This is a genomic window from Idiomarina xiamenensis 10-D-4 (genome assembly GCF_000299895.1).
GTDB lineage: Bacteria > Pseudomonadota > Gammaproteobacteria > Enterobacterales > Alteromonadaceae > Idiomarina > Idiomarina xiamenensis.
This window is the reverse complement of record NZ_AMRG01000008.1, coordinates 30228-55946: the sequence shown is the minus strand read 5'-3', so window position 1 is coordinate 55946 and position 25719 is coordinate 30228. Positions and strand designations below refer to the sequence as shown.

The following is a 25719-nucleotide window of genomic DNA, read 5'->3' as shown; positions in this document are numbered from 1 at the left end:
TCGATGCGAAATATGCTGACGCGATCGCTGGAAAAAACGTAACGGTGTGGCCTTAGGCGCTAAGGGCTCGATGCGAAATATGTTGACGCGATCGCTGGGTGCAGCCTCGTTTCAACAGTTTTGGCATTATTGGAACCCAATTTGGGGGTATTATTTGTCGCAATACGTGATGCGACCACTACGCGCTTGGTTGCCGTTAACGCTGGCGATACTGCTGACTTTCGTCGTCAGTGGTGCATTACATGATGTTGCCGTTAGTATCGTCAAATGGCGCCCGGTGTTTTTCTTTACCCCTTGGTTTTTCTTGATGAGCGTAGCGCTCATTAGCCTACAGTTAAATAACGTGCGCTATCCGCGTTTGCCGTGGCTACTAAGAGCCGCTGCTAATATAGGCGTCATCGGCCTCTGTTTAGCCGCAACTTATGCACTGGGCTTTTAATGTGCCGATCATTGGTTGAGCAGCCGAATCGATTCAATTGAGTTTGTAAAATCAGCTAAAAGCGCGTACATTGCGCGCTCAAATTTCACCCTCTGATTCGGATGTAACTCACGTGATTTCTGCTGCCAACGTCACCATGCAATTTGCTGCCAAGCCCTTATTCGAAAATATCTCGGTAAAATTCGGGAATGGTAATCGCTATGGCCTGATTGGCGCTAATGGCTGCGGTAAATCGACATTTATGCGCATCTTAAGTGGTGAACAAGAGCCATCGACCGGCAACATTTCGACCGAACCTAACATGCGTATTGGTAAGCTACGCCAAGACCAGTTTGCCTATGAAGAATACAGCGTAGTCGACGCCGTCATTATGGGACACGAAGAATTGTGGGCGGTAAAGGCCGAACGTGATCGCATATATGGCAGTGCCGAGATGAGTGAAGAAGACGGCATGCGGGTCGCTGATTTAGAAACCGAATTTGCCGAGATGGACGGTTATACCGCCGAGGCGCGAGCAGGCGAGCTATTGCTGGGATTGGGGATCCCGGTCGAACAGCATTTTGGCTTGATGTCGGCGTTAGCTCCGGGCGTGAAGATCCGCGTGTTATTAGCGCAGGTACTGTTCTCTGACCCCGATATTATGTTGCTCGACGAACCGACCAACAACCTCGATATCAATACTATCCGCTGGTTAGAAGACGTACTGGCTGAGCGGCAAAGTACCATGATCATTATTTCGCATGATCGCCATTTTCTTAACACCGTTTGTACCCACATTGCCGATATCGATTACGGTGAACTACGCGTTTATCCCGGCAACTATGATGACTTTATGTTTGCCGCGACACAGGCTCGCGAGCAACTACTGAACGAAAACGCGAAAAAGAAAGAGAAGATTGCTGAATTGCAAAGCTTCGTCAGTCGCTTTTCGGCCAATGCTTCGAAAGCCAAGCAGGCCACCTCACGGCAAAAGCAAATGGAGAAAATTCAACTGGATGAGGTTAAAGCGTCCAGTCGTGTTAACCCTTATATTCGCTTCACGCAAGATAAGAAGCTATATCGCTTAGCGTTAGAGGTCGAGCAGTTACATAAATCGTTTGCCGATCATGATGTGTTAAAGGGCTTAAGCAGTACCATTGAAGTGGGTGAAAAAGTGGCCATTATCGGTGCTAACGGTATCGGTAAAACGACCTTTTTGAAATGTTTAATGGGCGATTATAAGCCGCAATCGGGCACGGTTAAGTGGTCGGAGAATGCCAATATTGGTTACTACGCCCAGGATCACGCTCATTGGTTTAAGCAACCGATGACGGTTTATGAGTGGATGTACCAATGGAAGCAACCCGCTGACGATGAACAGGCAATTCGTGGCGTACTGGGGCGGCTACTGTTCTCACAAGACGATATTCAAAAACCGGTATCGATTTTATCGGGTGGCGAAAAAGGTCGCATGATTTTCGGCAAACTGATGCTGCAACGACCTAATATTTTGGTCATGGATGAGCCGACCAACCACTTGGATATGGAGTCGATCGAATCGCTCAATATGTCGTTAGAGCTGTTCGAAGGCACCTTGCTATTTGTCAGTCATGACCGTGAGTTTGTTTCGTCATTGGCGACTCGTATCATTGAGCTGACTGACAATGGTTTACGTGATTTTGCCGGCAGTTACGACGAGTATTTAGCGCAGTTTTCCAGTTAATCGTACGGCTGGGGTTATCAGTATCATCAGCGACTGAGTGAGGCCATGCTTGGGGTAAATACTGAGGAGGGCGGGTCAGCAGCAAGGATAAATGTGGTGATTTTACTTTGCCTTGGCTTTACTATAAAATCCCGCGCTCATTAGCGAGCCTGCTAATGGCAAATCAAATTCACCTAACCAGTAGGAACAACAGATTGTGAATAACAATTTGCTTACGCCGCCCTAGCCGCACATCCCCTCTGCTGATTTCACGCGCTCTTACGCGCGTACCTTGTTGCGCGATACATCTATCGCGAATACTGCTTGTTTAATTGAAAGTATCATCAATACCTAGCGCATGACGCGGTGTTGATGGCCGCACTGGTTGTCGTTTTGTTTATCCGTAACGACGTCAGCGGTACTGTTTTAATGGAAACCTAGTTATGCTGACTTATTTAAAACGTCATTGGTTTTTTAATCTACGTGGTGATTTGTTGTCTGGAATTGTCGTGGCCTTGGCCCTGATCCCAGAGGCTATCGCGTTCTCTATTCTGGCCGGAGTAGACCCTAAAGTTGGGTTGTATGCATCGTTCTGTATCGCTGTCATTATTGCTTTTACCGGCGGACGGCCAGGCATGATCAGTGCCGCTACCGGCGCCATGGCGCTGGTGATGGTGTCGTTGGTCAAAGAGCATGGTTTACAGTATCTATTAGCGGCGACCTTGTTAACCGGTGTGTTGCAGATTATTGCCGGTTACTTAAAGTTGGGACAGTTGATGCGCTTTGTGTCGCGCTCGGTGGTGACTGGTTTCGTTAATGCTCTAGCGATTCTAATCTTTACCGCACAGCTACCGGAATTAACCGGTGTTACCTGGCATGTCTATGCGATGACCGCTGCTGGCTTAGCTATTATTTATGGTTTTCCATATTTGCCGGTTATCGGCAAATTAATCCCGTCGCCGCTAATCTGCATTACGCTGCTGACGGTGGTTGCGGTAAGTTTAGAAATTGATATCCGTACCGTCGGTGATATGGGCGAGTTGCCCGATACTTTACCCGTGTTTTTATTACCACAGGTGCCGTTTAATTTAGAAACATTGTGGATCATTTTACCATATTCAATTGGTTTGGCAGTGGTGGGTCTATTGGAATCCATGATGACTGCGACCATTGTTGATGACCTGACCGATACCAGTAGTGACCGTAATCGCGAGTGTCGCGGACAAGGAATCGCGAATATCGGTGCTGGCTTATTCGGTGGTATGGCGGGCTGCGCCATGATCGGTCAGTCGATTATTAATGTTAAATCAGGTGGTCGCGGGCGGTTATCGACGCTGACCGCGGGCGTATTTTTACTGGTGATGATCTTGGTGCTTGATGATTGGTTGCGCATGATACCCATGGCGGCATTGGTGGCAGTGATGATCATGGTGTCTATTGGTACCTTTAGTTGGCAATCGATTCGTGATTTGAAGAAGCATCCGCTGTCGACCAACATTGTTATGGTGACTACCGTAGTGGTGGTAGTCGCTACCCATAACCTAGCTATCGGCGTCGCTGTCGGTGTGTTGTTGGCATCGCTATTCTTTGCTAATAAAGTGGGTCATTACTTGCACATTCAATCGCGTATCGACAATCAAGGACGCGAGCGTCATTATCAAGTTATGGGTCAGGTGTTTTTTAGCTCGTCAGAGAAGTTTATGGCCGCTTTTGACGTGAAGGAGGCCGTCGATAAGGTGATTATCGATTTGTCGCAAGCGCATTTTTGGGATATTACCGCTGTCGACGCGCTTGATCGCGTGGTGTTGAAGTTTCGTCGGGAAGGTGCAGACGTGCAAGTCGTCGGTTTGAATCAGGCCAGCGCGACCATCGTTGACCGCTTTGGTGTGCATGATAAAGACAACGCCGATGACATCTTAAATAGTCACTAACTGATGATAATTGCGAGGAAAAAACAATGAGTCAAGTAATTGCTTGTATCGACGCATCATCCGCAATGTCGGCAGTAGTGAGCGCCGCGAGTTGGGCGGCGGAGCGGTTGCGCTCGCCGTTGACCTTGTTGCACCTGATCGAACATGGTCATGCTGCAATACAGCAAGATATGACCGGTAACATTGGCTTGGGTAGCCGAGAACGACTGTTGGCCGAGTTAGCCGCATTGGATGAACAAAAAAGCCGGTTGTTATTGGAGCAAGGCCAACAACTCCTGCAACAGGCCAAACAACAAGCGCTTGCGCAAGTCAGCGAGAGTGACGTGTTGTTACGTCAACGGCACGGTCAGTTAGCTGATTCGCTCGCCGAACAAGAAGTCGACACGCGCCTAGTTGTGATAGGCATGCACGGCGAACAACATGGCGTTGACGGTCATATTGGCAGTCAATTGGAAACCGTCTTACGGCGCGTGAAAAAGCCCATTTTACTGACTCCTGATAGCTTTAAAGCCCCATGCTCGGTGATGCTGGCCTTTGACGGTAGTCGCGTAGCGCAAAAGGCTTGCGAGCTGCTAGCGGCGAGTCCACTGTGTCAGGGATTAGCGGTACATATCGTGTACGTTGGTGCTGCCGCTGCTGATATCGAAGCTAAGTTGGATGACGCCGCACAGTTGCTGGTAAAGGCTGGGCACGAGGTCAGTACCACGGTGATTGAGGGCGAAGTCGAACCCATGTTACATCAGTACCAGCATCAGCATGGCATCGACTTGATGGTGATGGGCGCCTACGGTCACAGTAAGTTACGACAGTTTTTTGTCGGTAGTACCACCACCGCTATGCTGGCAGCCAGTAAAAGCCCGATACTGATTTTACGTTAATCGTACCCATCTTGTGTTCGTCGCCCGTGTTGTGAAAATCATTGCGCACGGGCGAAAATAACGCTTGACTATATTTGCAAGGGGCGTATTGTAGGCGGCGTTGGATAAGAAATAGATAGTTAAACCTCCTCTACGTTGCATTACTCGTATTAAAGTCAATCTTCGTCCTGTAGTTTTAAATTTCCATTTTTACCCGCACCATCCCGTTCAGCGCGATAGCGATGACGGACATTTATAGATTTATTTTCAGGATATTATTATGTCTAATACAGTAACTGGTACCGTTAAGTGGTTTAACGAAGCAAAAGGTTTTGGTTTTATCGAGCAGCAAGGTGGCGCAGACGTATTTGCTCACTTCAGCGCTATCAGCGGTAACGGCTTCAAAACGCTGACCGAAGGCCAACAAGTTTCTTTCTCAATCACCCAAGGTCCTAAAGGTCCTCAGGCTGAGAACATCGTTGCACTGTAAGCCAGTGAAATGATGCCAAGTACTGAATCAGTACTTAAGCAATAAAAAAGGAGCGATTATCGCTCCTTTTTTTGTGTCCAACTGCAAGCGTACATGACAGAACTGTGAATCTTTTATGGCGTTTTGAAGATGTCACAATCTTGTCACAGAATCGTCTTAGGCTGCTTCCGACTTAGATAACAACTCAACAACATCCTTGTCGGGAGCATTCAATGAAACTCAGCACGTTTTTTAAAATCTCTGCAGTAACCGCAGCACTAGCACTGGCCGGTTGTGGCGGCGATATTAATGTCACACCTACCGTTAACGACGGCGGCTCAGGCGGCAATGGTGGTAACGGCGGTAACAACGGTGGTGACAATGGCGGTAGCGATAACCCTTGTGCGAGCTACGACGACTTACAGGGTTCATACGACGGTCAAGACTGCTCTTACAACGCGACCTTTGCCAGCAAGAATGTCGAGATTGAACAAGACCTGACCTTTGCTGAATTACCAGACGGCGGCGTTCATATTTTTGACGGCGCGCTGCAAATTGGTCGCGATTGTAACACCACCACCGGCTGCGAAATCAACCAAGATGGCCCGGTCATGACCGTTGAGCCTGGTGCTACCTTAGCATTCACCTCGGGTGAAGCGATTATCCAAGTGGCGCGCGGCGCGAAATTGGTTGCTGAAGGGACTTTCGACAAGCCCATCAAGTTCACCTCGGCGAACGAATTTGCGCGCTTTGACGTAGCCGGCAATGGCCCGCGTTTTTCAGACTGGGGCGGCATTATCATCAATGGTAACGGCATTACTAACCAATGTACCGATGCCCAGCGTGATGCGGGTACTTGTAACGTTGAGTCAGAGGGGATCGTTAGCTATTACGGTGGTAATGACAATGCCGACGATAGTGGCTCAATGCGTTATGCGCAAATTTGGTATGCCGGTTCAGGCCCGCGCGACGGTGGTGACGGCGACGACTTGAACTCGTTGACATTAAATGCGGTGGGTAGCGGCTCAAGCTACGAATATCTGCACATTCACCAAGGTTACGACGACGGCATCGAATTCTTTGGTGGCGCTGCCAATGTTAAGCACATTGTCTTTACTGATAACCAAGACGACTCAATGGATATCGACGCCGGTTGGCAGGGTAAAGCGCAGTTCTTATTCATCAAACACGGCACCGTGAATGTTGACGGTCAGGATGTGTTCATGGGGAACGGTGGCTTTGAAGCTGATGGTGAGAAGAACTCTGGCGCTGAATATGCTGGCGCACCGGCTTCTGCACCGCGCATCGCTAACGTTACCATTATTACTACCGATGGCGAATCGACGCGTGACGGTGACCCGTCTATCGCGACTAAATTCGACGATAACTTCCAAGGCAAATTGTATAACTTCTTGGAAGTAAAAACCGCCGGTCGCGCTAACGATGGCTGTATCTTGTTTACCAACGATGGTGAATTGGGTGTCGATAACGGTGAATTAGAGTTTTATAACTCGGTGATGGCGTGTGTTAACGAGTTCGTCGATAACGATGGCAATACCTTTGCCGATGGCGAGAGCTACGCACAATGGTTCGATAATGGCGGCGCTAACATTCGTATCGGTGGCAACGCCACGGTATTGAATGATGACGGTATCTCGACCGACATGAGTTCGGCTGACATTACTATTACGGCTAATGACTTAAGCAGCTTAAACGATGATTTCTTCGATAGCGTCGATTTCATTGGTGCTTTGTCAAACAGCGACACCAGCTCGGAATGGTATCAATGGGTACAAACGGCAGTAGCATTCGCTGACCAAGACTAAGTCATTCCCACCTTTGCTAGGCGTAACCCGTAATGGGTTGCGCCTAAGTGCTGATTATCATTCAGGAGTTAACCATGAGTTATCGATTAAAACTCAAACCGGTTGCGTTAGCCGTTAGCTTGGGCCTGATGTCGACATCGGCAACGGTGCTGGCGCAGCAGGCTGAAACGGCAAGCAACCAGCAGCAAAGTGTCGAACAAGAAAGTGTCGAGCGTGAAACTATCGAAGAGGTGGTTACCACCGGCACACGATTACAGGGATCTGCGGCGGCAGTCGTGCAAGAGCGCAAAGATCAAGCGTTTGTTGCTGATATTCTGGGCGCCGAGCAGTTGTCACGCACCGGCGATAGCGACGCTGCTGCGGCGTTACGTCGAGTCACCGGTTTGACGCTGGTCGACGGTAAGTTTGTTTATGTGCGAGGCCTGGGTGAGCGCTATTCAAGTGCACGTATTAATGGTGCTAATATTCCCAGCCCTGATTTAACCCGAAACGTGGTACCGCTGGATATTATACCGTCGACCATCATCGAAAGTATGGCGGTACAAAAAGTGTTTTCGCCATCGATGCCAGCGGCTTTTGGCGGCGGTAACATCGATATTCGTACTAAATCGATTCCTGACGACTTTTTATTCAGTCTTGAGGCCGGTGTTGGTTTAAATCAGGATGCCCGCGATGGTTACACCTACGACCATGATGATAGCGGTATCCCAGACGATATTTGGTACGCAATAGGCCGTTACAAAGGCGACTTTAGTGTACGAAATATCGCGTTAACGGACGGTATTAATGGCGACCAAGCGCAACAGGTCAATTTAGCGTTAGCAAAACAGTTACCACGCGATATTGGTTTACAAAAAGAGTCGCTATCACCTAACTATGATTTTAAAGCTAGCTTGGGTAATCGCTTCAGTGAAAATTGGTTCGGCGGTTCCATCGGCTTTTTGGCTGCTGTTTCTTATGATCGTGATTGGCAGGTTGCCGAACGACGCTCTGCGGTATTGAGTGAGAATGCCAGTGCGGGTTGTTCGACCTCGTTAGCAACCGCTTCTGACGTGTCTAATTCATGCTATAACACCCTCTCAGAAACCACAGAAACCATCGAAAATGAGCGTAAAAATGGCTTTCTGACAATAGGTTATGAGCTGGATACGCACAGCGTCAGTTATAACAAAATTTATCTGCGTGACTCAGAAGACGAATCCGAGTTCGGTATTATGCAAAGCCCTAACGGTAGTAACTTAAAAACTATTGCCGGTACCGGATTAGCAAACCGTGAACACGAATTCAGTTACGAAGAACGGACTCTGAATGTCGACCAGTTCCGTGGTCAGCATACTTTTATGGATTACTGGATGCTGGGTTTTGACTGGCAATACACAGAGTCCAAAGCCACCACCGATATTCCTACTGAAATTTCTTATCGTTTTGATGATGTTTATGACGGTGACCAGAATTATATTGGCACCCGCGTGACCGGCGATGATAACCGTGCTGTTTTCTCTTATGTGGGTATGGAAGATCGAGTCAAGTCTTATGGCGGTAACTTTTCGTTACCACTGACATTGGGGTCAACCGAATTAGAGCTACGTGCCGGTTATGACTTTAGCGATAAAGCCCGTTATTACGGTACCAGTCGTTTTGTCTTGAACAACCGTTCTGGTATTACCCAATTTGTGGAAGACGATTTTGATCAAATCTTAGGTGTTACTCGATATATCAACGATGATTTTATTGACGCTAACAACTTTCAATTGGGTTTCAACGAGCCCACGCCTCCGGATGCCGATGACTATTTAGCGGCTCAGAAGGTGGATGCTTATTATGGTGAATTTGATGCGTTCTTCAATCAAGTTTGGCGTTTAAGTGGTGGTGTGCGTTACGAAGACTTTAAACAGGTATCGTTAGCGTCATCTAGCCTCATATTCGACGAAACTGATCTGAATAACTTCTTTGATCCGGAGATCGTTGCCAATAGCTCAATTGCCGAGGATGATACCTTTTTATCGTTATCGATGACTTATATTGCAAGCGATAATTATCAGTTCCGTTTGGGATATGGGGAGACGGTGGTACGTCCTGATTTGCGCGAAACTGTACCGGTGGCCTATTTTGACCCCATTACCGACATTCGTACGGTCGGTCGTGCGGGTTTGCAAAGCAGCCCGATTAAAAACTACGACGCGCGTTTTGAATATTACGCAGATAACGGCGATAACTACTCGGTAGCCGCTTTTTATAAGGACATTGAGCGCCCGATTGAGTCGGTCCTCAGCGTTGGTGATGAAGAGTATACACTGACTTACGTTAACGGTGAGAGCGCCGAGGTTTATGGCGTAGAGTTTGAGTGGTTGCATGACTTGAGTTATTTAGCGAGCGGCTTTTTTACCTCGGGTAACTTAACTTATAGTGACTCCGAAGCTGTCATTGATCCGGCTTTTGCGGGTAACTTAACCAATCCAACTAAGCGTATGACTGGCCATTCAAAATACGTGGCCAACTTCCAATTGAACTACGATTCAGCGAATGGTGAACACTCCTCGTCATTAGTTTATAACGTGTTTGGTGAGCGTATTTTGGCTGCGGGTGTTGGTGGCCGTGGTGATGCCTACGAACAGCCATTCCACTCACTGGATTTGATTTATAACTATTATCCTAACTTTAACTCGCAGATCAGCTTCAAGGTGAAAAATCTGTTAGATGAAGATCAGGAAGTCGAGCAGTCTGGTGTATTAGTGCGTAGCAAAGAAGTGGGTCGTATTTTCAGTGTTAGCTATAAATACGAATTCTGATGTGTGAGCTATAACAAAAAAGCCGCAGTGCTTAATTAAGCTGCGGCTTTTTAATATCTGCTAAACGTGTGTTGCTATAACCAACGCTTAACTTGTTGCTGATACTGACGATAGCTATCGCCAAAGCGGCCATTGAGATCATGCTCTTCATGGCTAGCTTGGAATACAATCATGGCTGCCCCAACCATTAAACAAAGTAGTGTAAAGACGCTGGGCAGCGCTAAAAATAAGCCAAGCTGGCCGATCATAATGGCAATGAACATCGGATTGCGTGAACGAGAAAAAGGGCCATGAGTCAGTAGTTCTGGCGCTGTTTTGCTATGACTGCCAATACCTGAACGCCAATGTTGACGCATGAATGCATGCACATAACTGATGCGTGCAAAGGAGACCAGTAATAATGTGATACCTGCGCCTAAAACGGCGGGTTGATAGAGTGCATCAAAGACGCCTAGATAAGCGTCGATAGGCCAAAAAATACGACCGATACAAACGACTAGAATAGCCGCTCGAAAGCCATTAAAAACCTGTCGAACCCACCAAGTGGCGCTGCCTTTATCGCCATAACTGATGGCGCTTTCACCGGTACGTTGATAAATGCCTAAGCCGGTGCTCGTGTATTGAATACCGATAAGCAAGAAATAAAGACCTAAAAAGGTACGCACAAACAAGTCGAAATCAAACAAACAAACACCCCTGATCCTGTGTTAACAACCGTCATGGTAACATAGCGGTCAGACCAGCCAAATTTTTTACACTTCCCAACTTGGCTGGACGACCGACGGTACTCGTCAAGTTAATCATGTCATCGCTGTCAATAGCCGCCATAATATGTATCGCGACTTAAATCAAAAGCGTTTTACCACATACGCTTCAATGTGCCGTCGCGTAAGCGTAACTGATGCCATATCGCCATGATGACATGGCCACCGATGATGACCGCAAATAACCAAGCTAAAGGTGAATGCCATTGGCCGATAGCGGCAGCCCAGTGAATCTCGGCACCGCGTTCGAGCAGGGTGAAGCCAAACGCGGATAAACCATAACCGTTGCCCACCATTAACAGCATGCCGCTGAGAGGGGTAGCAACCAACAAAAAGTAAAGTAGTAAGTGACCACTTTTAACTAATGCCGGATATTGTGTTGGCTGGGGACGTCGCTGCCGTTGGCTAACTGTCCAGACAATACGCAGTATGGCGAAACTCGCAAGCAGCACGCCGATACTAATGTGCCATGGTACTAACGTTTGCCCAACCCAGTGTTCGCCATCGTTGATGCGGTCAAAGAATTTCATGAACTGCCACAATAACAGTACCGCCATACCCCAATGAAATAACTTTGTGACCGCGCCATAGCGACGACTTGAATCACCTATCATAAACGTCCTCCTGCAAAGTCTAGGCTGATTAACAAGATAAAATAGCGAAATATGGTATAGCGCTGGAGGCCGCAGGCATAGCAGCTTGCCGTAACAAGACTGTTAAGCAGTACTAAATAGCTTGCTTAACAATTCAGCTGTTGCGATTTCTTTACTATGCCGATGGAATCATTATGAATCGCACTTTTGCGTCGTTAAAATAAGCTAGCTTATAATAAGTCAGGTTAATTTATGGAGGAGAGCTGAATGAGCGACTTTTCGCCTGAACGCGAGTTGATGTTGCTAATGGCTGACGTATCGCGACTGGCTAAACGGGACTTTGATGAACGCGCCAAGGCGCTGTCTTTGACCCGCGCGCAATGGTCTATTTTGGCTCGTTTAACCCGCTGTCAGGGAGTTAAACAGTCAGAGTTAGCCGATTTGCTAGAGCTAAAGCCGATCACTTTGGCGCGCCATATTGATCGCCTGCAATCCGGGGGCTGGGTGGAGCGCCGCGCGGACGTTAATGACCGGCGCGTGTGGCGGCTTTATTTAACCGAACAAGCAAAGCCGGTGTTAGACCAGTTACAAGCGTTAGGTAAAGAAACTCAACAGCGAACACTGCGCGACATTGACGAGTCTTCGCGACAGTTATTGTTGCAAGCGCTAAGAACCATGAAGCGTAATCTGACGGCATGAGCTAAGTCAGCTTAGACGATCTGAAAAGCAAAATATTAAGTGACGGAAACGGTGTGGAAGAGCAACAGATGATGAACAAGCAAATAGCTAACGGTAGTGGTGCAAAAACTCAACAAGGTAAGTTGTCGTTGCGGTTACTGTTGTTAGTGTTAGTACCGCTATTAGTGGTGTTAGTCTCGGGATTTATTTATGTCACGGGTGGGCGTTATGTGGAAACCGAAAATGCCTACGTACATAACGATAAAGTCTCTATTATTCCTGAGGTTTCGGGTAACGTTGCCACGGTATATGTCAATGAGAACCAACACGTGCAGCGTGGTGAGGTGCTGTTTCAAATCGAGGCGACACCTTATGAACTAAAAGTGGCGCAAGCGCGGTCGGCATTAGCTAAAGTTAGCACCGACATTGAAACCCTAAAAGCGAGCTATGCCGAGCAACAGCAAAAATTGGTGCTCGCGCATGCTAATCGTGACTACGCCGCCCGCGAATACCAACGCCAGCAAGAGTTAGCCAACAGTCAATCGGTGTCGGCGTCGGTGCTGGATAAATATCAGCACCAATTAGCGGTGGCAAAAGAGGACGTACATGCGGTAGAGCAGGGTCTGCGTCGTATCAAAGCCAGTTTGGCTGGCGACCCAAACATCCAAGTTAGCCAGCATCCACTATATCAACAAGCGCAGGCGAGCCTAGCGCAAGCACAACGCGATTTAGCGCAAACGCGGGTGGTTGCTGAGTTCGCCGGCAGTGCCAGTAAAACGCCAACCGCTGGACAGTATATTGACCCGCGTAATCCGGCGATGATGCTGGTTGCGGATAAACAGGCATGGGTGGAAGCTAACTTAAAAGAAACCCAGTTAACCTTCGTTCGAGTGGGGCAGCCGGTTGCGCTGCATGTTGACGCGTACCCTGATCAGGTGTGGCAGGGATATGTTAAGAGTATTGCTCCGGCAACTGGCTCAGAGTACGCCATACTTCCGGCGCAAAATGCCACTGGTAACTGGGTTAAAGTGGTACAACGGGTGCCCGTGCGTATTGCCGTTGAGGCTCGTGCGGATGCGCCTGAATTACGTGCCGGTATGAGTGTCGAGATCAGTATTGATACCGGTTGGCATCAACGTGGTCCTGACTTTTTACAGCCATTAGTGGCGTTGCTGCAACAAAGTGTCAACGATAAGCCGGTACGCTTAACCGATGTCTCGCAGAAATCGGCAGCGGATGAAGGTGGTCGTACGGCGGCGTTAACTGTACAGCAAGGTGGTTAAGCGTGAGCCAAGCGACTACGGGCGGAGAAGTTGCCGCTAGCCGCGATAGTCAGAGTAGCCATCGCGGTCTGATCACTATTTCCATCATGCTGGCGACCATCATGCAGGCGGTCGATACCACCATTGCAAACGTTGCCTTACCGCACATGCAAGGCAGCATGTCGGCCACATCTGAACAAATTGCCTGGGTACTTACCTCTTATATCGTCGCTGCGGCGGTGATGACGCCGATGACCGGCTTTTTATCCGCGATCATCGGTCGTAAGCGTTTGTTTATGGTATCGGTGATTGGCTTTACGGTTGCCTCGATACTTTGCGGCGTTGCTGTGACATTGGAACAGTTGGTGTTTTTTCGTTTACTTCAGGGGGTTTTTGGTGCCGGGTTAGTGCCGCTATCGCAGGCAGTTTTATTAGACACCTATCCGAAAGAGAAGCACGGTTCGGCGATGGCAATTTGGGGCGTGGGGGTGATGGTGGGTCCAATTTTAGGGCCGACCTTGGGCGGTTACTTAACCGAATACTACAATTGGCGTTGGGTGTTTTTGATTAACGTGCCGGTGGGTATTTTAGCGCTGGCGGGTATTGCCGTGTTTGTGAAAGAGACGACACTAGAAAAACGGCGTTTTGACTTATTTGGTTTTGCGCTATTGTCGTTAGCGATTGGTGCTTTGCAGTTGATGCTCGATCGGGGTCAGGGTGAGGACTGGTTTGCCTCTACTGAAATCGTTATTGAGTGCGTATTAGCGGCACTATTTTTATATCTGTTTATTGCACATATGTTAACCGCTAAAAATCCATTTATCGAACCACAGTTATTTAAAGATCGAAATTTAGTGGTTGGCTTGATCTTTATTTTCATTGTTGGCGTGATTTTGCTGGCGACGCTGGCGTTGTTGCCTCCATTTTTACAGAACCTGATGGGCTTTCCGGTTATTACCACTGGCGAAATTCTGGCGCCTCGGGGTATTGGTAGTATGTTTTCAATGCTGATTGTGGGGCGCTTGATCAATCGTGTCGATGTGCGTTATTTGATTGGTTTTGGTTTATTGTTGACGGCCATATCACTGTTCGACATGGCCAGCTTTAACCTCTATATCAGCCCCAGTGATGTGGTTAGAACCGGTATTGTTCAGGGCTTGGGGTTAGGCTTTGTATTTGTGCCATTAAGCACGGTTTCATTTTCCACCTTAGAGCCGCGCTTGCGTACCGAAGCGACCGCCATGTTTAGCTTGATTCGTAACATCGGTAGTAGTATTGGTATTTCTGTGATGGTGATGTTGGCCAGTCGAGCGGCGCAGACTAACCATGCGGTATTGGGTGAATCGCTGAATTTATTCCGTGATCCGGTTAAGCAAGAAGTTACCCGTATTGCCTTGAATGATGGCGCCGGTGTGGCGCTGGCGCAGCTTAATCAAGAATTAACCCGGCAGGCGGCAGCCATCGGCTATTTAAATGATTTTAAACTGATGGCTTGGATGGCGTTACTGTCGATGCCGCTCTTAGTGTTGTTTCGCCGTCGCTAGCTACATAAACTAAGCTGTACGTTGCTGTTCGTGAGCAACGATAAACATCAGGGATTGTGATGACGAGTGATTCGATAGTTTCCATCGCTTTGCATTTGTTTTCGGCGCTGATTGCCGGCGGTTTGATTGGTGCCGAACGAGGCTTTCATGGTCGTCCTGCGGGCTTTCGCACGCATGCCTTGGTGTGCCTAGCGTCAACCGCTTTGATGTTGTTAACTTACTATCAATGGCAGTGGTTACCCAATGTGCCGTTAGAAACCATTCGCACCGACCCAACTCGCATGGCGCAAGGTATCATGACAGGGATTGGCTTTTTAGGTGCCGGCGTTATTTTTAAAGAGGGCGGTTCGGTACGTGGCCTGACAACTGCGGCGTCTGTCTGGAGCACCGCGGCATTGGGCATTTTGATTGGTGCGGGTATGTACTGGGTGGCCGCTATTTCGACGCTGTTTATTCTTGGCACATTATCGTTATTTCGCTGGATAGAGGCGCGTTTGCCTGGGCAGCTATATGCCAACTATTGCGTCGGTTTTGCGCGCGACCAAGTGATGAGCGAAGCGGCCCTGCGGCAGTTGTTGCAAGAACAGGGCTTTAGTGTTGCCAACATGAGTTATCGTATCGTCGCTGACGGTGAGCTGTTTGAGTATGCCATGGTTATTCGCACCGACCATCAGCGGCAGTTTGCTAAATTAGCACTTAGCATGCAGAAGTTAGCGCAGGTAAAATCATTTCATATCATGCCAACCGGAGATTAAGCCTAGTTAACAACGTTGCAGCGCGTTGTGCAAGGCGTATACTGACAGGTATCACATTAACGACGAGATACTATGAGCGTACAGGAACCCGATAACCAACCACAATATGAAGTGACCATTCCTTCCCGAGATGACCTGTTAGCGGTCATCACCTCGCAGTTGAAACCCGTTGCATTTGAACAGCTTATTGCGCATTTTGAGTTGCAAGATGAACGTCAACATGTGGGTCTTAAGCGGCGTTTACGAGCCATGGAAAGAGACGGGCAGCTCATTTATACCAAAGCCAATGCTTATGGCTTACCTGAGCGCATGGCGTTAATTAAAGGGCGAGTGATTGGTCATCGTGATGGTTTCGGTTTTTGCCGGCCTGAGCAGGGTGGTGATGATATTTTTATTCCACATCATCAAATGTATGCGGTGCTGCATGGCGATGAAGTGTTAGTCAAACCTAACGGTAGCGATAGTAAAGGTCGTAAAGAGGGGCGCATCGTGCGGGTGACAAAACCGCGCGACGAAGAAATTGTTGGCCGATTTTTTATCGATCACGGACTCGGTATTGTGGTACCCGACGACCAACGTATCGCGCAGGATATTTTGATACCCGACGAAGCTAAGCATGGTGTTCGAGAAGGACAAATGGTCGTGGTGCGTATTACTCAGCGGCCGAACCGGCGTACCAGTCCGATTGGTGAAGTCACCGAAATCTTGGGCGAACATATGGCGCCGGGCATGGAAATCGAGGTCGCGATTCGCGAGCATGACATTCCCCACGAATGGTCGCAAGCGGTTGATAGTGCGATGCAGCAACTGGCTGATGAGGTGCCCGCGGAGGCCTATAAGGATCGCACTGACTTGCGGCAATTACCGTTGATCACCATTGATGGTGATGACTCGCGAGACTTTGATGACGCGGTTTATGCCGAACCCGACGGTGACGGTTGGCGCTTGTGGGTGGCGATTGCCGACGTTAGTTATTACGTGCGACCTAATACGGCATTAGATAAGGAAGCGCTAGAACGTGGCAACTCGGTTTATTTTCCACAGCAAGTGGTGCCGATGTTGCCAGAGAAGCTGTCTAATGGTTTATGCTCATTGAACCCGCACGTCGATCGCCTGTGTATGGTCGCCGAGATGAGAATAACTAGTCGCGGTAAGCTAGAGCAATCGTCATTTTATCCGGCGGTGATGAATAGTCACGCGCGCCTGACTTATACCAAGGTCGCTGCCATCTTGGATGGTGATAGCAAGCTGCGACAGGAATATCAGTCAGTATTGACCAATATTGAGCATTTACAGGCATTATTTAAGCGATTAAAAGCGGCGCGGCAACGACGTTCGGCGATTGAATTTGAGACCTTAGAAACACGTTTTATTTTTAACGCACAGCGCAAGATTGAACGCATTGAGCCGGTGCATCGCAATCAGGCTCACATGCTTATTGAAGAATGCATGATCATGGCCAATGTCGCGACCGCACGCTTTATTGAGCAACACGAGGAAGCTGGCGCGCTATTTCGTGTGCACGAGCCGCCTAACGAAGAACGTTTAACCGGATTCCGTGCATTCTTAGCCGAGTTAGGGTTGCAACTAGCTGGCGGCGATGAACCGTCTCCCGCTGATTATGCGGCGCTGTTAAGCGAAATCGGCGAGCGCCCTGACCACGAACTGATTCAAACCATGCTACTGCGCTCCATGCAGCAGGCCGTTTATAGCCCGGATAATGTTGGTCACTTCGGCCTGGCGCTGGCATCTTATGCTCATTTTACCTCACCTATTCGGCGTTATCCGGACTTGATTTTACACCGCGCGATTAAAGCACTACTGAAAAAGCAACAGGGGCCAAGTCAGGCACTTGAGGGCGCGTGGATGTATAGTGACGAGCAACTAGATGAGTTGGGTGTGCATACCTCGATGACCGAGCGTCGAGCTGATGACGCGACCCGGCAAGTCGATGAATGGCTGAAATGCGAGTACATGCAAGACCATGTTGGTGATGAATTTAGCGGCGTGATTGCATCGGTCACCAGCTTTGGTTTATTTATTCGTCTGGACGATTTGCACATTGATGGTTTAGCGCATATCAGTAATCTCGATAATGACTATTACCATTACGACGAAAAGCGCCAGTTGCTGATCGGTGAAAACAGCCGCACAGTTTATCGTTTAGGCGATAAAGTGCGAGTTAACGTACGCGCGGTGAACCTAGATGATCGTAAAATCGATTTAAATTTGTTGGCTGCGGAAAGTCCAGATGGCAAGGTTCGCAAAGCCGACAGTACTGATATTCCGGCGCGTCCGGGTAAGAAAATGAGTCAGCGGGAAAAGCTGGCGCGTGGTAAGCTAGGCAAAGCAAAAGGCCGGTCGGCGGACAAGGGTAAGTCGAAAACGGGTAAAGGCAAGGCCAAGTCATCTCGAACTCAATCCAACAAGAAAAAACGCTAATGAGCAAAAAGACAACGGTATTTGGTTTGCACGCAGTTCGTGCAGTGGTACAAAAACACCCGGAGCGTCTGGTCGAGCTGTATGCCGCAAAAGAACGCTCCGATGACGCGCTCAATGCCTTGCTGAATCAAGCACAGAAACTTGGTGTCAGACCCCAGTTTGTGCCTCGCCAAGCGCTAGACAAACGTGCGGACGGCGGTAATCATCAAGGTGTCGTGGCGACCGTATTAACCGCACCGGCACTGAACGAGAATGACTTGGCAGCGCTGATTGAACAGCAGAACGGCGCGGCGTTGTTTTTGGTGTTAGATGGCGTCACCGACCCGCACAACTTAGGCGCCTGTTTACGCAGTGCCGATGCCGCCGGTGTGACGGCGGTGATTGTGCCCAAAGATAAGTCGGCCCAGCTTAACGCCACTGTGCGTAAAGTCGCTTGCGGTGCAGCCGAGACGGTACCGTTTGTGGTAGTGACCAATTTGGCCCGTGCTTTGCGCGAATTACAGAGTTTGCAAGTGTGGGTGGTCGGTACTGCTGGTGAAGCCAACGATGGCCTTTATGATGTTGATTATCAACAGCATACCGCGATTGTCATGGGCGCAGAGGGCGATGGTATGCGACGTTTAACGCGCGAAACCTGTGATCAATTGGTCGCCATTCCGTTGCAAGGCAGCGTGAGCAGCTTGAACGTGTCGGTAGCCACCGGCGTTTGTCTATTTGAAGTGGTCAGGCAGCGTCAGGCTAGCCGTGTAAACTAATGGTTGACGAGGGCTAAAATGACAGTAGCAGGACGGTGGCGACCGCTTTGGTTGACGTTGATAGTGGTGGCGTTATTAGTGTTGGCATGGTGGCCGGGTCAACAGACCTCTCAGCAAGTCGCCGATTATAAGCCGCAAGTCGCGGTACTTTATGACCAGGCGAGTAGCGAACAACGTGCGTTACGTGAGCATGCTAACGATATTAACAACCGTTTTCATGAGCGGCACGAATGGCGAGTGGTTAGCGAAGAGCGGGCGCAATGGCTGATACGCGTTAGTATTGCGCAACACGATAACAAACTGTATTTGAGCGCCGACATTAGCGCTACCGAGGCGCCGCAACAGCGCCTAGAACGTATCGAGGTAGAAGGCGATCGGGCCGTCATCAGTGAGTTGCATCAACGTTTTGTCGCCGCTATTCGAGATCAGGTAATCAATTTTCATCAGCAACGCTTGCAAGCGCAAAAAGTCACGCCAGACACCGTTTAAACCTTGAACAGTTGAGCCAGATCGGCTACACTCCCGCCGCTTAAATCAGCCAAATCGTTTCGGTCAGCCTAGCGCTGACCGCTTAATTATCGATAAAACAGAGTTCCTTGCTTCTGTCAGTGCGGCTGAGCTGAGCAGAGGCTGATGAACCAAAAGGAGCAGCAATGCGTCAATATGAAATCGTATTCATGGTCCACCCGGACCAGAGCGAGCAAGTCCCTGGTATGATCGAGCGTTACAGCGAGACCATCAAGCAGGGCGGTGGTCAAATCCATCGTTTGGAAGACTGGGGTCGTCGTCAATTGGCTTACCCAATCAATAAGCTGCACAAAGCGCACTACGTGTTATTAAACATCGAAGCGTCGGCAGAAGTGGTTGAAGAGCTGGAAACTGCGTTCCGTTACAACGATGCCGTTTTACGTAATATGATCATGCGTAAAAAAGAAGCTATCACCGAGCCGTCTCCTCTGACCAAGAAAGAAGAGCGTAAAGGCGAAAGCGAAGCGGCGTAATGTCGACTCAGGCTACGGCAAGTAATTGTTTTGAAATTGCCGGGGTTTTATGTAAACCACCCCGTATTAGTCGCAGCCCAGCCGGTATCGCTCATTTTCATGGCGTTATCGAGCATCAGTCGGAGCAACTTGAAGCCGGTTTGAAACGTCGCAGTTATGTACGTATTCAAGTGGTTTACAGTGCCGACGATGTGAGTCAGTTAAGCGCACAATTGACGATGGGGTGTCAGGTATTAGCAAAGGGCTTTTTACACCGTCACGAAGATAGTAACGGTTTGTCCCGGCTGGTATTACACGCCCAGTATTTGACAAAGATTTAAGGAGACCATCATGGCTCGTTTTTTCCGTCGCCGTAAGTTCTGCCGTTTTAAGGCAGAAGGCGTCAAAGAAATTGATTACAAAGATATCGCTACTCTGAAAAACTACATCACTGAGAGCGGCAAAATCGTTCCTAGCCGTATCACTGGCACTTCAGCGAAGTATCAGCGTCAGCTAGCGCGTGCCATCAAACGTGCACGTTATTTGTCACTGCTGCCATACACTGATTCACATCAGTAATTGGTCAGTTTCAGACAAACGTAATTGAGTAAAGGTAGCGAACAATGGAAATCATTCTGTTAGACAAAATTGCCAACTTAGGCAGCTTGGGTGAGCAAGTATCTGTGCGTCCAGGTTACGCACGTAATTTCTTGTTCCCACAAGGTAAAGCGGTTCCTGCGACAGCAGAAAACGTAAAAGTCTTTGAACAGCGTCGTGCTGAGTATGAGCAAAAAGTTGCTGATGCGTTAGCCGCTGCTGAAGCCCGTGCTGAAAAACTGAACGCGTTAGACGCGGTCACCATCGAGTCAAAAGCTGGTGATGAAGGTAAACTGTTCGGTTCAATCGGTACTCGCGATATCGCCGATGCGATCACCGCGGCCGGTGTTGACGTGCAAAAGAGCGAAGTCTTGATGCCACACGGCACGATTCGTGAAGTTGGCGAATTCGAAATTGAACTGCAAGTTCACGCTGATGTACATGCAACAGTAACCATCAGCGTTGTTGCTGCGGCATAATTACGCCACGCGTAATCAGCTAATCAAAAAAAGCTGCCTTGATGGCAGCTTTTTTTTTTACCTGCTTTAAACCCTCGTATAAAGTCATACGTCTAACCGTAGTAATTCATCAAAAAAATAATAACCATTAATTAGGTGACGCGGTGACTAACGCAGCCGAATTTACAACAGTAGCAGCAACTCAAAGCGATGCCGATGCGGCGTTAGTGCAACGTGCACAAGTGGGTGATATGGATGCCTTTGAAGCGCTGTATCAACGCCATTTACGACGCGTTTATGGCTTGGTTTTGCGATTATCTGTCGACCGCCATCAAGCCGAGGATATTACCCAAGAGGTGTTTGTACAGGTGTGGCGCAAGCTGGCTAGCTTTCGCGGCGAAAGCCGTTTTAGTACGTGGTTACATACCTTGGCGACACGAGTGACTATATCGGCCTTACGTAAGCATAAGCGATGGTATCAGCGTTGGTTTAGTGATGATGATGAGGTCCCGCAGCAAGTCGCTGAAAGTAGCGCTGATTTAGTCTTGCTCGACCGCCTGATCATGCGCTTACCGGAGCGCGCCCGCTGGGTCTTTGTATTACATCAGCTGGAGGGATTACGGCATGAGGATATCGCTAACACATTGGGCATCGCGGTTGGCTCTAGCAAGGCTCAGTTACATCGAGCAAGACAACTATTAGAGGAGTGGGTGGGTAATGAAACAATCTAACCGACCAACAGTAGAACAGTTGTTGCAACAGCATCAACAGCCGCTAGAGCCGAAACGCGATTTATGGCCGGGTATTGAGCGTACCCTGAGTCAGCAACGACGGCAGCCGCGGTCGGGATCTTCGTGGCGTGCATCCTGGCCAATGTTATTGGCTAGTGCGGCGATGTTAATGCTGACGGTGGTGATTTGGCAGAAAGCCGATTGGCAAAATGCGACGCAACCAGCGCAGCAACAAGCGTCGGCAAGCTGGCAGTTGGTGCAACTGATGAATCAACAACATCAGCAACAAACCGAATTACTGCAAACGAAATTTATGCAGGCTGGTTATCAAACGCTGAATAGCGGTGCTAGCAACGATTTACAAACGTTAAGACAGGCAAGTCGTTCGATTACGGAGGCGCTAGCTAATGAGCCAGCAAATCCCGAACTGATACGCTTATTACAATGGGTTCATCAGCAAGAGATCGCGTTGATGGATACCGCGTATGAACAACAAACGCCGTGGCGGCAATTGTGATAATAGGAGAGTAGAGATGAGACCATTATTTTATGCTGTAGCTGGGTTGCTATCGCTTGCCGCAACCTCGGTCACTGCGGCCGAGAAAGTCGACCAGCATTTGGATGTCAGCAGCAATGCACGTATTAATATCGATAATACGCGTGGTGAAGTTACGATTAAAGCGTGGGATAAAGCGCAGGTTCATGTGCAAGGGCAACTGGACGAAGACACTGAGTCGTTTGTCTTTGAACAGCGTGGCAACAGTGTTTATGTGCAAGTGAAAACGCCGCGTCATATGAGTTATCGCGATGACGATGGTGGCTCGAAATTGACCATTCATGTGCCTGCACAGGCGGATCTGCATGTTAAAGGGGTGTCCATGGATGTCGATGTCAGTGGCATTAGTGGTGGCACCGCGATTGATTTGGTTAGTGGTGATATCGATGCACGCCAGTTAAGTAAAAGCATTCGCTTAACGACAGTTAGCGGTGACATTGAAACGGCGGAATTAAATGCGGGCAGCGATGACATTCGCTTAGAAAGCGTTAGCGGCGATATCTACGACCGTGGTTCAAAGGCTCGTAACCTCTACTATCAAGTCGTTAGTGGTGATTTAGAGGCCTCGTCGGATGCCGACAGCGTGCGCGCACAAAGCGTGTCTGGTGATATTGGTTTAACACTACAGCGAGTGAAAACCTTAAGTGTGACCACCGTCAGTGGCGAAGCGGCTGTCGATTTTGGCTTGGCGGCCGATGGTAACCTAAAAGTCTCGTCGGTGAGCGGTGATGTGAAGCTCAGTTTTCGTGGCGATGTCGATGCCCAGTTCGAGCTTAATGCCAGTGCTGGTGGCGATTTAATTAATGAGTTAAGCGACGACAAACCGACTAAGGCCAAGTACGGACCATCGAGTACGTTAAACTTTAGCGTGGGTAACGGTAGCGCCAGTGCTAGCTTAACCACGGTCAGCGGTGATATACGTTTACAGAAAAAGTAATTAGCAGGGCGGTGGCGACGTAGCAGTTGTTTATGCGCGTTAGCCGCCGCAACGCTTCCCTCCAATGGCGTCCTTTTGTATAGTATGTGCATCTTATCGATTTATCTTAACCCCCCATCTGAGAGCGCATGGCAGAAGCAAAAAAGCGAGACGCAAAACTCGACGCAATAAAAACACCACCCCATTCTATTGAAGCTGAGCAATCGGTACTGGGTGGCTTGATGCTGGACAACGAGGCTTGGGATAATGTTGCCGGTCGTGTCATCAGCGACGATTTTTATCATCGTGCGCATCGTCAGATTTTCCGGGCTATGAGTCATTTGGCTGAACGTAGCCAACCGATCGATTTGGTCACGGTATCAGAGGCGTTGGAAGCGTCAGGCGATTTAGATAGCAGTGGTGGCTTTGCTTATTTAGGCGAAATTGCGAAAAACACGCCCAGTGCCGCCAATATTCTTGCGTACGCCGACATCGTGCGGGAGCGCGCGGTGGTGCGCGAGATGATCGCAGTGGCGAATGAGATTGCCGAATCTGGCTTTGATACGCAAGGCCGAAATAGCGCCGAACTGCTTGATATTGCAGAAAGTAAAGTGTTTAAGATCGCCGAAAAGCGTGTCTCTGGCAGCGATGGGCCGCAGGGTATAGAGCAGATTTTACAACGCACCATTGAGCGTATTGAGGTACTCAGTAACACCAAAAACAATAATGGTGTGACCGGTGTTTCGACCGGCTTCAAAGATCTTGATAAAAAGACTGCGGGCTTGCAGCCTTCGGATTTGATTATTGTCGCCGCACGACCGTCGATGGGTAAAACCACATTTGCCATGAACTTAGCCGAAAATGTCGCTTTGGGTAGCGATAAACCGGTGCTGGTATTCAGTTTAGAGATGCCTGCCGAACAGTTAATGATGCGGATGCTGGCGTCGTTAAGTCGGGTCGACCAAACGCGTATTCGAACCGGTCAACTGGAAGAGGAAGACTGGGCACGAATTGCATCGGTGATGGGCATGTTGAACGACAAGAACAACATGTACATTGATGACGCTTCTGGTCTGACGCCCACCGAAGTGCGTTCGCGTGCGCGTCGTATTGCCCGTGAGCACGGTGGTTTATCGATGATCATGATCGACTACTTGCAGTTGATGACAGTGCCCGGCATGTCTGAAAACCGTACCTTAGAAATCGCCGAAATATCGCGCTCATTGAAGTCATTAGCGAAAGAATTGCAAGTACCCGTGGTCGCCTTGTCGCAGCTTAACCGCTCGTTAGAGCAGCGTGCCGATAAGCGTCCGGTTAACTCCGATTTACGTGAGTCGGGCTCGATTGAGCAAGATGCGGACGTCATCATGTTTATCTATCGCGATGAAGTCTACCACCAAGACAGTGCTAACAAAGGCATCGCCGAAATCATTATTGGTAAACAGCGGAACGGTCCTATCGGTAGTATCGAACTGAAATTCCACGGCCAATTATCGCGCTTTGATAACTTTGTTCGTGCCGACGATGGTGAGCACTACTAATGCGCTCGGCTTGGGCTCGTATTGATTTAGGTGGGTTGCGCCACAACATGGCGCGAGTCAAGCAGTTAGCGCCGCACAGTCGTATTTTGGGGATTGTTAAAGCCAATGCTTATGGTCATGGTTTGGTCGAGATCGCACGTGCGTTGACCGAACATGATAGTGTGGCGGCGCTGGGTTTGGCGCGAATTAACGAAGCGCTGCGCTTGCGTCAGGCTGGCATTAGCTGCCCGATTGTTTTATTAGAAGGTTTTTTCGATGCCCATGAGCTGCCGCTGCTAGCTGCCAGCCAATTACAGCCGGTTATTCATACTGAGCAACAATTACAAATGCTGGAACGTGCTAGCGGCTTATCGGCGCCACTTAAGGTGTGGTTGAAAGTCGACTCGGGTATGCATCGTTTGGGTATAGCGCCACAACAGTTGGCAGCCTTTCAACAGCGTTTAAGGGCATGTGATAACGTCGCTGGCGAACCGATACTGATGAGTCACATGGCTTGTGCCGATGAGCGAGGTCATGCTCAGAACACCCATCAGCAAGCCGTTATCGCTAGCATCCGGGCGTTAACACCGCCATCATCATTGGCTAGCTTTGCTAATTCGGCGACTCTTATTCAATTCCCAGAGTTGCAAGCTGACTGGGTGAGGCCTGGATTAATGCTCTATGGGGCTTCGCCGGTAGCTGAGAAAAATGCTGCTGAGCTTGACTTAAAACCGGTGATGACTCTCTGTGCCAGTGTTATAGCAACACGGGATATTAAGGCGGGAGAAGCGGTTGGCTACGGCGCGCATTGGGTCTCTCGGCAGGCAACGCGGTTAGGTGTGGTGGCGATTGGTTATGGTGATGGTTATCCGCGTCACGCGCGTACTGGAACGCCGGTATTGATTAACGGTAAGCGCTATCCCATCGTAGGACGGGTATCGATGGATATGTTAACGGTTGATTTAGGCGACGACGATATTGAGGCTGGTGCTACCGCGGTGCTATGGGGACTGGATAGGGGGCTGGATACCTCGCGCGATGAAACTAGCGAACACTCTGACAGCCGCGCAGTGTTGCATGTGGAAGAGGTCGCTGCGTTTGCCGACACCATAGCCTACGAACTTTTGTGCAACATTGCCCAGCGCGTCGATTACGAATACGTCGAATAAACGCCTT

The 25719-nt window shown here is 49.1% G+C and carries 25 protein-coding genes; 23 read left to right on the top strand and 2 right to left on the bottom strand.

What is annotated here, in order from left to right:
• Positions 1 to 79 precede the first annotated feature (79 nt).
• From A10D4_RS07410 to A10D4_RS07380, 7 genes are all read left to right on the top strand, one after another.
• Positions 80 to 439 (top strand): MBOAT family O-acyltransferase, encoded by a 360-nt coding sequence (locus tag A10D4_RS07410; protein ID WP_008488715.1) that lies wholly within the window; start codon positions 80 to 82, stop codon positions 437 to 439.
• Positions 440 to 551: 112 nt separating this feature from the next.
• Complete coding sequence (locus tag A10D4_RS07405) at positions 552 to 2141, top strand: ABC-F family ATPase (protein ID WP_008488714.1); 1590 nt, start codon at positions 552 to 554, stop codon at positions 2139 to 2141.
• A gap of 422 nt (positions 2142 to 2563) precedes the next feature.
• Positions 2564 to 4051: a SulP family inorganic anion transporter gene (locus tag A10D4_RS07400; RefSeq protein WP_008488713.1), complete on the top strand. Its 1488-nt coding sequence runs from the start codon at positions 2564 to 2566 to the stop codon at positions 4049 to 4051.
• Between the two features lie 26 nt (positions 4052 to 4077).
• Positions 4078 to 4929, top strand: a complete 852-nt coding sequence (locus tag A10D4_RS07395; RefSeq protein WP_008488712.1) for a universal stress protein — start codon at positions 4078 to 4080, stop codon at positions 4927 to 4929.
• A gap of 259 nt (positions 4930 to 5188) precedes the next feature.
• Positions 5189 to 5398 (top strand): cold-shock protein, encoded by a 210-nt coding sequence (locus A10D4_RS07390; protein ID WP_008488711.1) that lies wholly within the window; start codon positions 5189 to 5191, stop codon positions 5396 to 5398.
• A gap of 212 nt (positions 5399 to 5610) precedes the next feature.
• Positions 5611 to 7203 (top strand): hypothetical protein, encoded by a 1593-nt coding sequence (locus tag A10D4_RS07385; protein ID WP_008488710.1) that lies wholly within the window; start codon positions 5611 to 5613, stop codon positions 7201 to 7203.
• A 74-nt stretch (positions 7204 to 7277) separates the two neighbouring features.
• Complete coding sequence (locus A10D4_RS07380) at positions 7278 to 9992, top strand: TonB-dependent receptor plug domain-containing protein (RefSeq protein WP_008488709.1); 2715 nt, start codon at positions 7278 to 7280, stop codon at positions 9990 to 9992.
• A 74-nt stretch (positions 9993 to 10066) separates the two neighbouring features.
• On the opposite strand, the gene A10D4_RS07375 is transcribed toward A10D4_RS07380, so the two are convergent.
• Both A10D4_RS07375 and A10D4_RS07370 read right to left on the bottom strand, forming a co-directional pair.
• Positions 10067 to 10678: a methyltransferase family protein gene (locus A10D4_RS07375; RefSeq protein WP_008488707.1), complete on the bottom strand. Its 612-nt coding sequence runs from the start codon at positions 10676 to 10678 to the stop codon at positions 10067 to 10069.
• 173 nt (positions 10679 to 10851) lie between these two features.
• Entirely contained in the window at positions 10852 to 11370 is a 519-nt protein-coding gene (locus A10D4_RS07370; protein WP_008488705.1) for a cytochrome b, read from the bottom strand.
• 246 nt (positions 11371 to 11616) lie between these two features.
• On the opposite strand from A10D4_RS07370, the gene A10D4_RS07365 reads away from it, so the two are divergent.
• From A10D4_RS07365 to alr, 16 genes are all read left to right on the top strand, one after another.
• Positions 11617 to 12048 carry a MarR family winged helix-turn-helix transcriptional regulator gene (locus tag A10D4_RS07365; protein ID WP_008488704.1) on the top strand — a complete coding sequence of 144 codons (432 nt, stop codon included), beginning with the start codon at positions 11617 to 11619 and terminating at the stop codon, positions 12046 to 12048.
• A 53-nt stretch (positions 12049 to 12101) separates the two neighbouring features.
• A complete protein-coding gene (locus A10D4_RS07360) occupies positions 12102 to 13310 on the top strand; it encodes an HlyD family secretion protein (protein ID WP_008488703.1) in 1209 nt (402 codons plus the stop codon).
• 2 nt (positions 13311 to 13312) lie between these two features.
• Positions 13313 to 14833 carry a DHA2 family efflux MFS transporter permease subunit gene (locus A10D4_RS07355; protein WP_008488702.1) on the top strand — a complete coding sequence of 507 codons (1521 nt, stop codon included), beginning with the start codon at positions 13313 to 13315 and terminating at the stop codon, positions 14831 to 14833.
• A gap of 59 nt (positions 14834 to 14892) precedes the next feature.
• Positions 14893 to 15588 carry an MgtC/SapB family protein gene (locus A10D4_RS07350; protein ID WP_008488701.1) on the top strand — a complete coding sequence of 232 codons (696 nt, stop codon included), beginning with the start codon at positions 14893 to 14895 and terminating at the stop codon, positions 15586 to 15588.
• Positions 15589 to 15660: 72 nt separating this feature from the next.
• Positions 15661 to 18030: a ribonuclease R gene (rnr, locus tag A10D4_RS07345; RefSeq protein ID WP_008488699.1), complete on the top strand. Its 2370-nt coding sequence runs from the start codon at positions 15661 to 15663 to the stop codon at positions 18028 to 18030.
• Entirely contained in the window at positions 18030 to 18785 is a 756-nt protein-coding gene (gene rlmB, locus A10D4_RS07340; protein WP_008488698.1) for a 23S rRNA (guanosine(2251)-2'-O)-methyltransferase RlmB, read from the top strand. Before rnr ends, rlmB begins: the two co-directional genes overlap by 1 nt.
• 18 nt (positions 18786 to 18803) lie before the next feature.
• Positions 18804 to 19274, top strand: coding sequence for a hypothetical protein (locus A10D4_RS07335; protein WP_008488697.1), 471 nt, complete (start codon positions 18804 to 18806; stop codon positions 19272 to 19274).
• Between the two features lie 164 nt (positions 19275 to 19438).
• A complete protein-coding gene (rpsF, locus tag A10D4_RS07330; protein WP_008488696.1) occupies positions 19439 to 19786 on the top strand; it encodes a 30S ribosomal protein S6 in 348 nt (115 codons plus the stop codon).
• Positions 19786 to 20106, top strand: coding sequence for a primosomal replication protein N (gene priB, locus A10D4_RS07325; RefSeq protein WP_008488695.1), 321 nt, complete (start codon positions 19786 to 19788; stop codon positions 20104 to 20106). The genes rpsF and priB overlap by 1 nt, the downstream gene beginning before the upstream one ends.
• 10 nt (positions 20107 to 20116) lie before the next feature.
• A complete protein-coding gene (gene rpsR / locus A10D4_RS07320; RefSeq protein WP_006956988.1) occupies positions 20117 to 20344 on the top strand; it encodes a 30S ribosomal protein S18 in 228 nt (75 codons plus the stop codon).
• A 44-nt stretch (positions 20345 to 20388) separates the two neighbouring features.
• The gene (rplI, locus tag A10D4_RS07315; RefSeq protein WP_008488692.1) at positions 20389 to 20841 is read left to right on the top strand and encodes a 50S ribosomal protein L9; all 453 of its coding nucleotides are present in this window, start codon (positions 20389 to 20391) and stop codon (positions 20839 to 20841) included.
• Positions 20842 to 20984: 143 nt separating this feature from the next.
• Complete coding sequence (locus A10D4_RS07310) at positions 20985 to 21551, top strand: RNA polymerase sigma factor (protein ID WP_008488691.1); 567 nt, start codon at positions 20985 to 20987, stop codon at positions 21549 to 21551.
• Positions 21538 to 22068 carry an anti-sigma factor gene (locus A10D4_RS07305; protein ID WP_008488690.1) on the top strand — a complete coding sequence of 177 codons (531 nt, stop codon included), beginning with the start codon at positions 21538 to 21540 and terminating at the stop codon, positions 22066 to 22068. Before A10D4_RS07310 ends, A10D4_RS07305 begins: the two co-directional genes overlap by 14 nt.
• Before the next feature lie 16 nt (positions 22069 to 22084).
• Complete coding sequence (locus A10D4_RS07300; RefSeq protein ID WP_008488689.1) at positions 22085 to 23044, top strand: DUF4097 family beta strand repeat-containing protein; 960 nt, start codon at positions 22085 to 22087, stop codon at positions 23042 to 23044.
• Positions 23045 to 23172: 128 nt separating this feature from the next.
• On the top strand, positions 23173 to 24564 hold the full coding sequence (gene dnaB, locus A10D4_RS07295; RefSeq protein ID WP_008488688.1) for a replicative DNA helicase: 1392 nt from the start codon (positions 23173 to 23175) through the stop codon (positions 24562 to 24564).
• The gene (alr, locus tag A10D4_RS07290; protein WP_008488687.1) at positions 24564 to 25712 is read left to right on the top strand and encodes an alanine racemase; all 1149 of its coding nucleotides are present in this window, start codon (positions 24564 to 24566) and stop codon (positions 25710 to 25712) included. Before dnaB ends, alr begins: the two co-directional genes overlap by 1 nt.
• Positions 25713 to 25719: the final 7 nt, after the last annotated feature.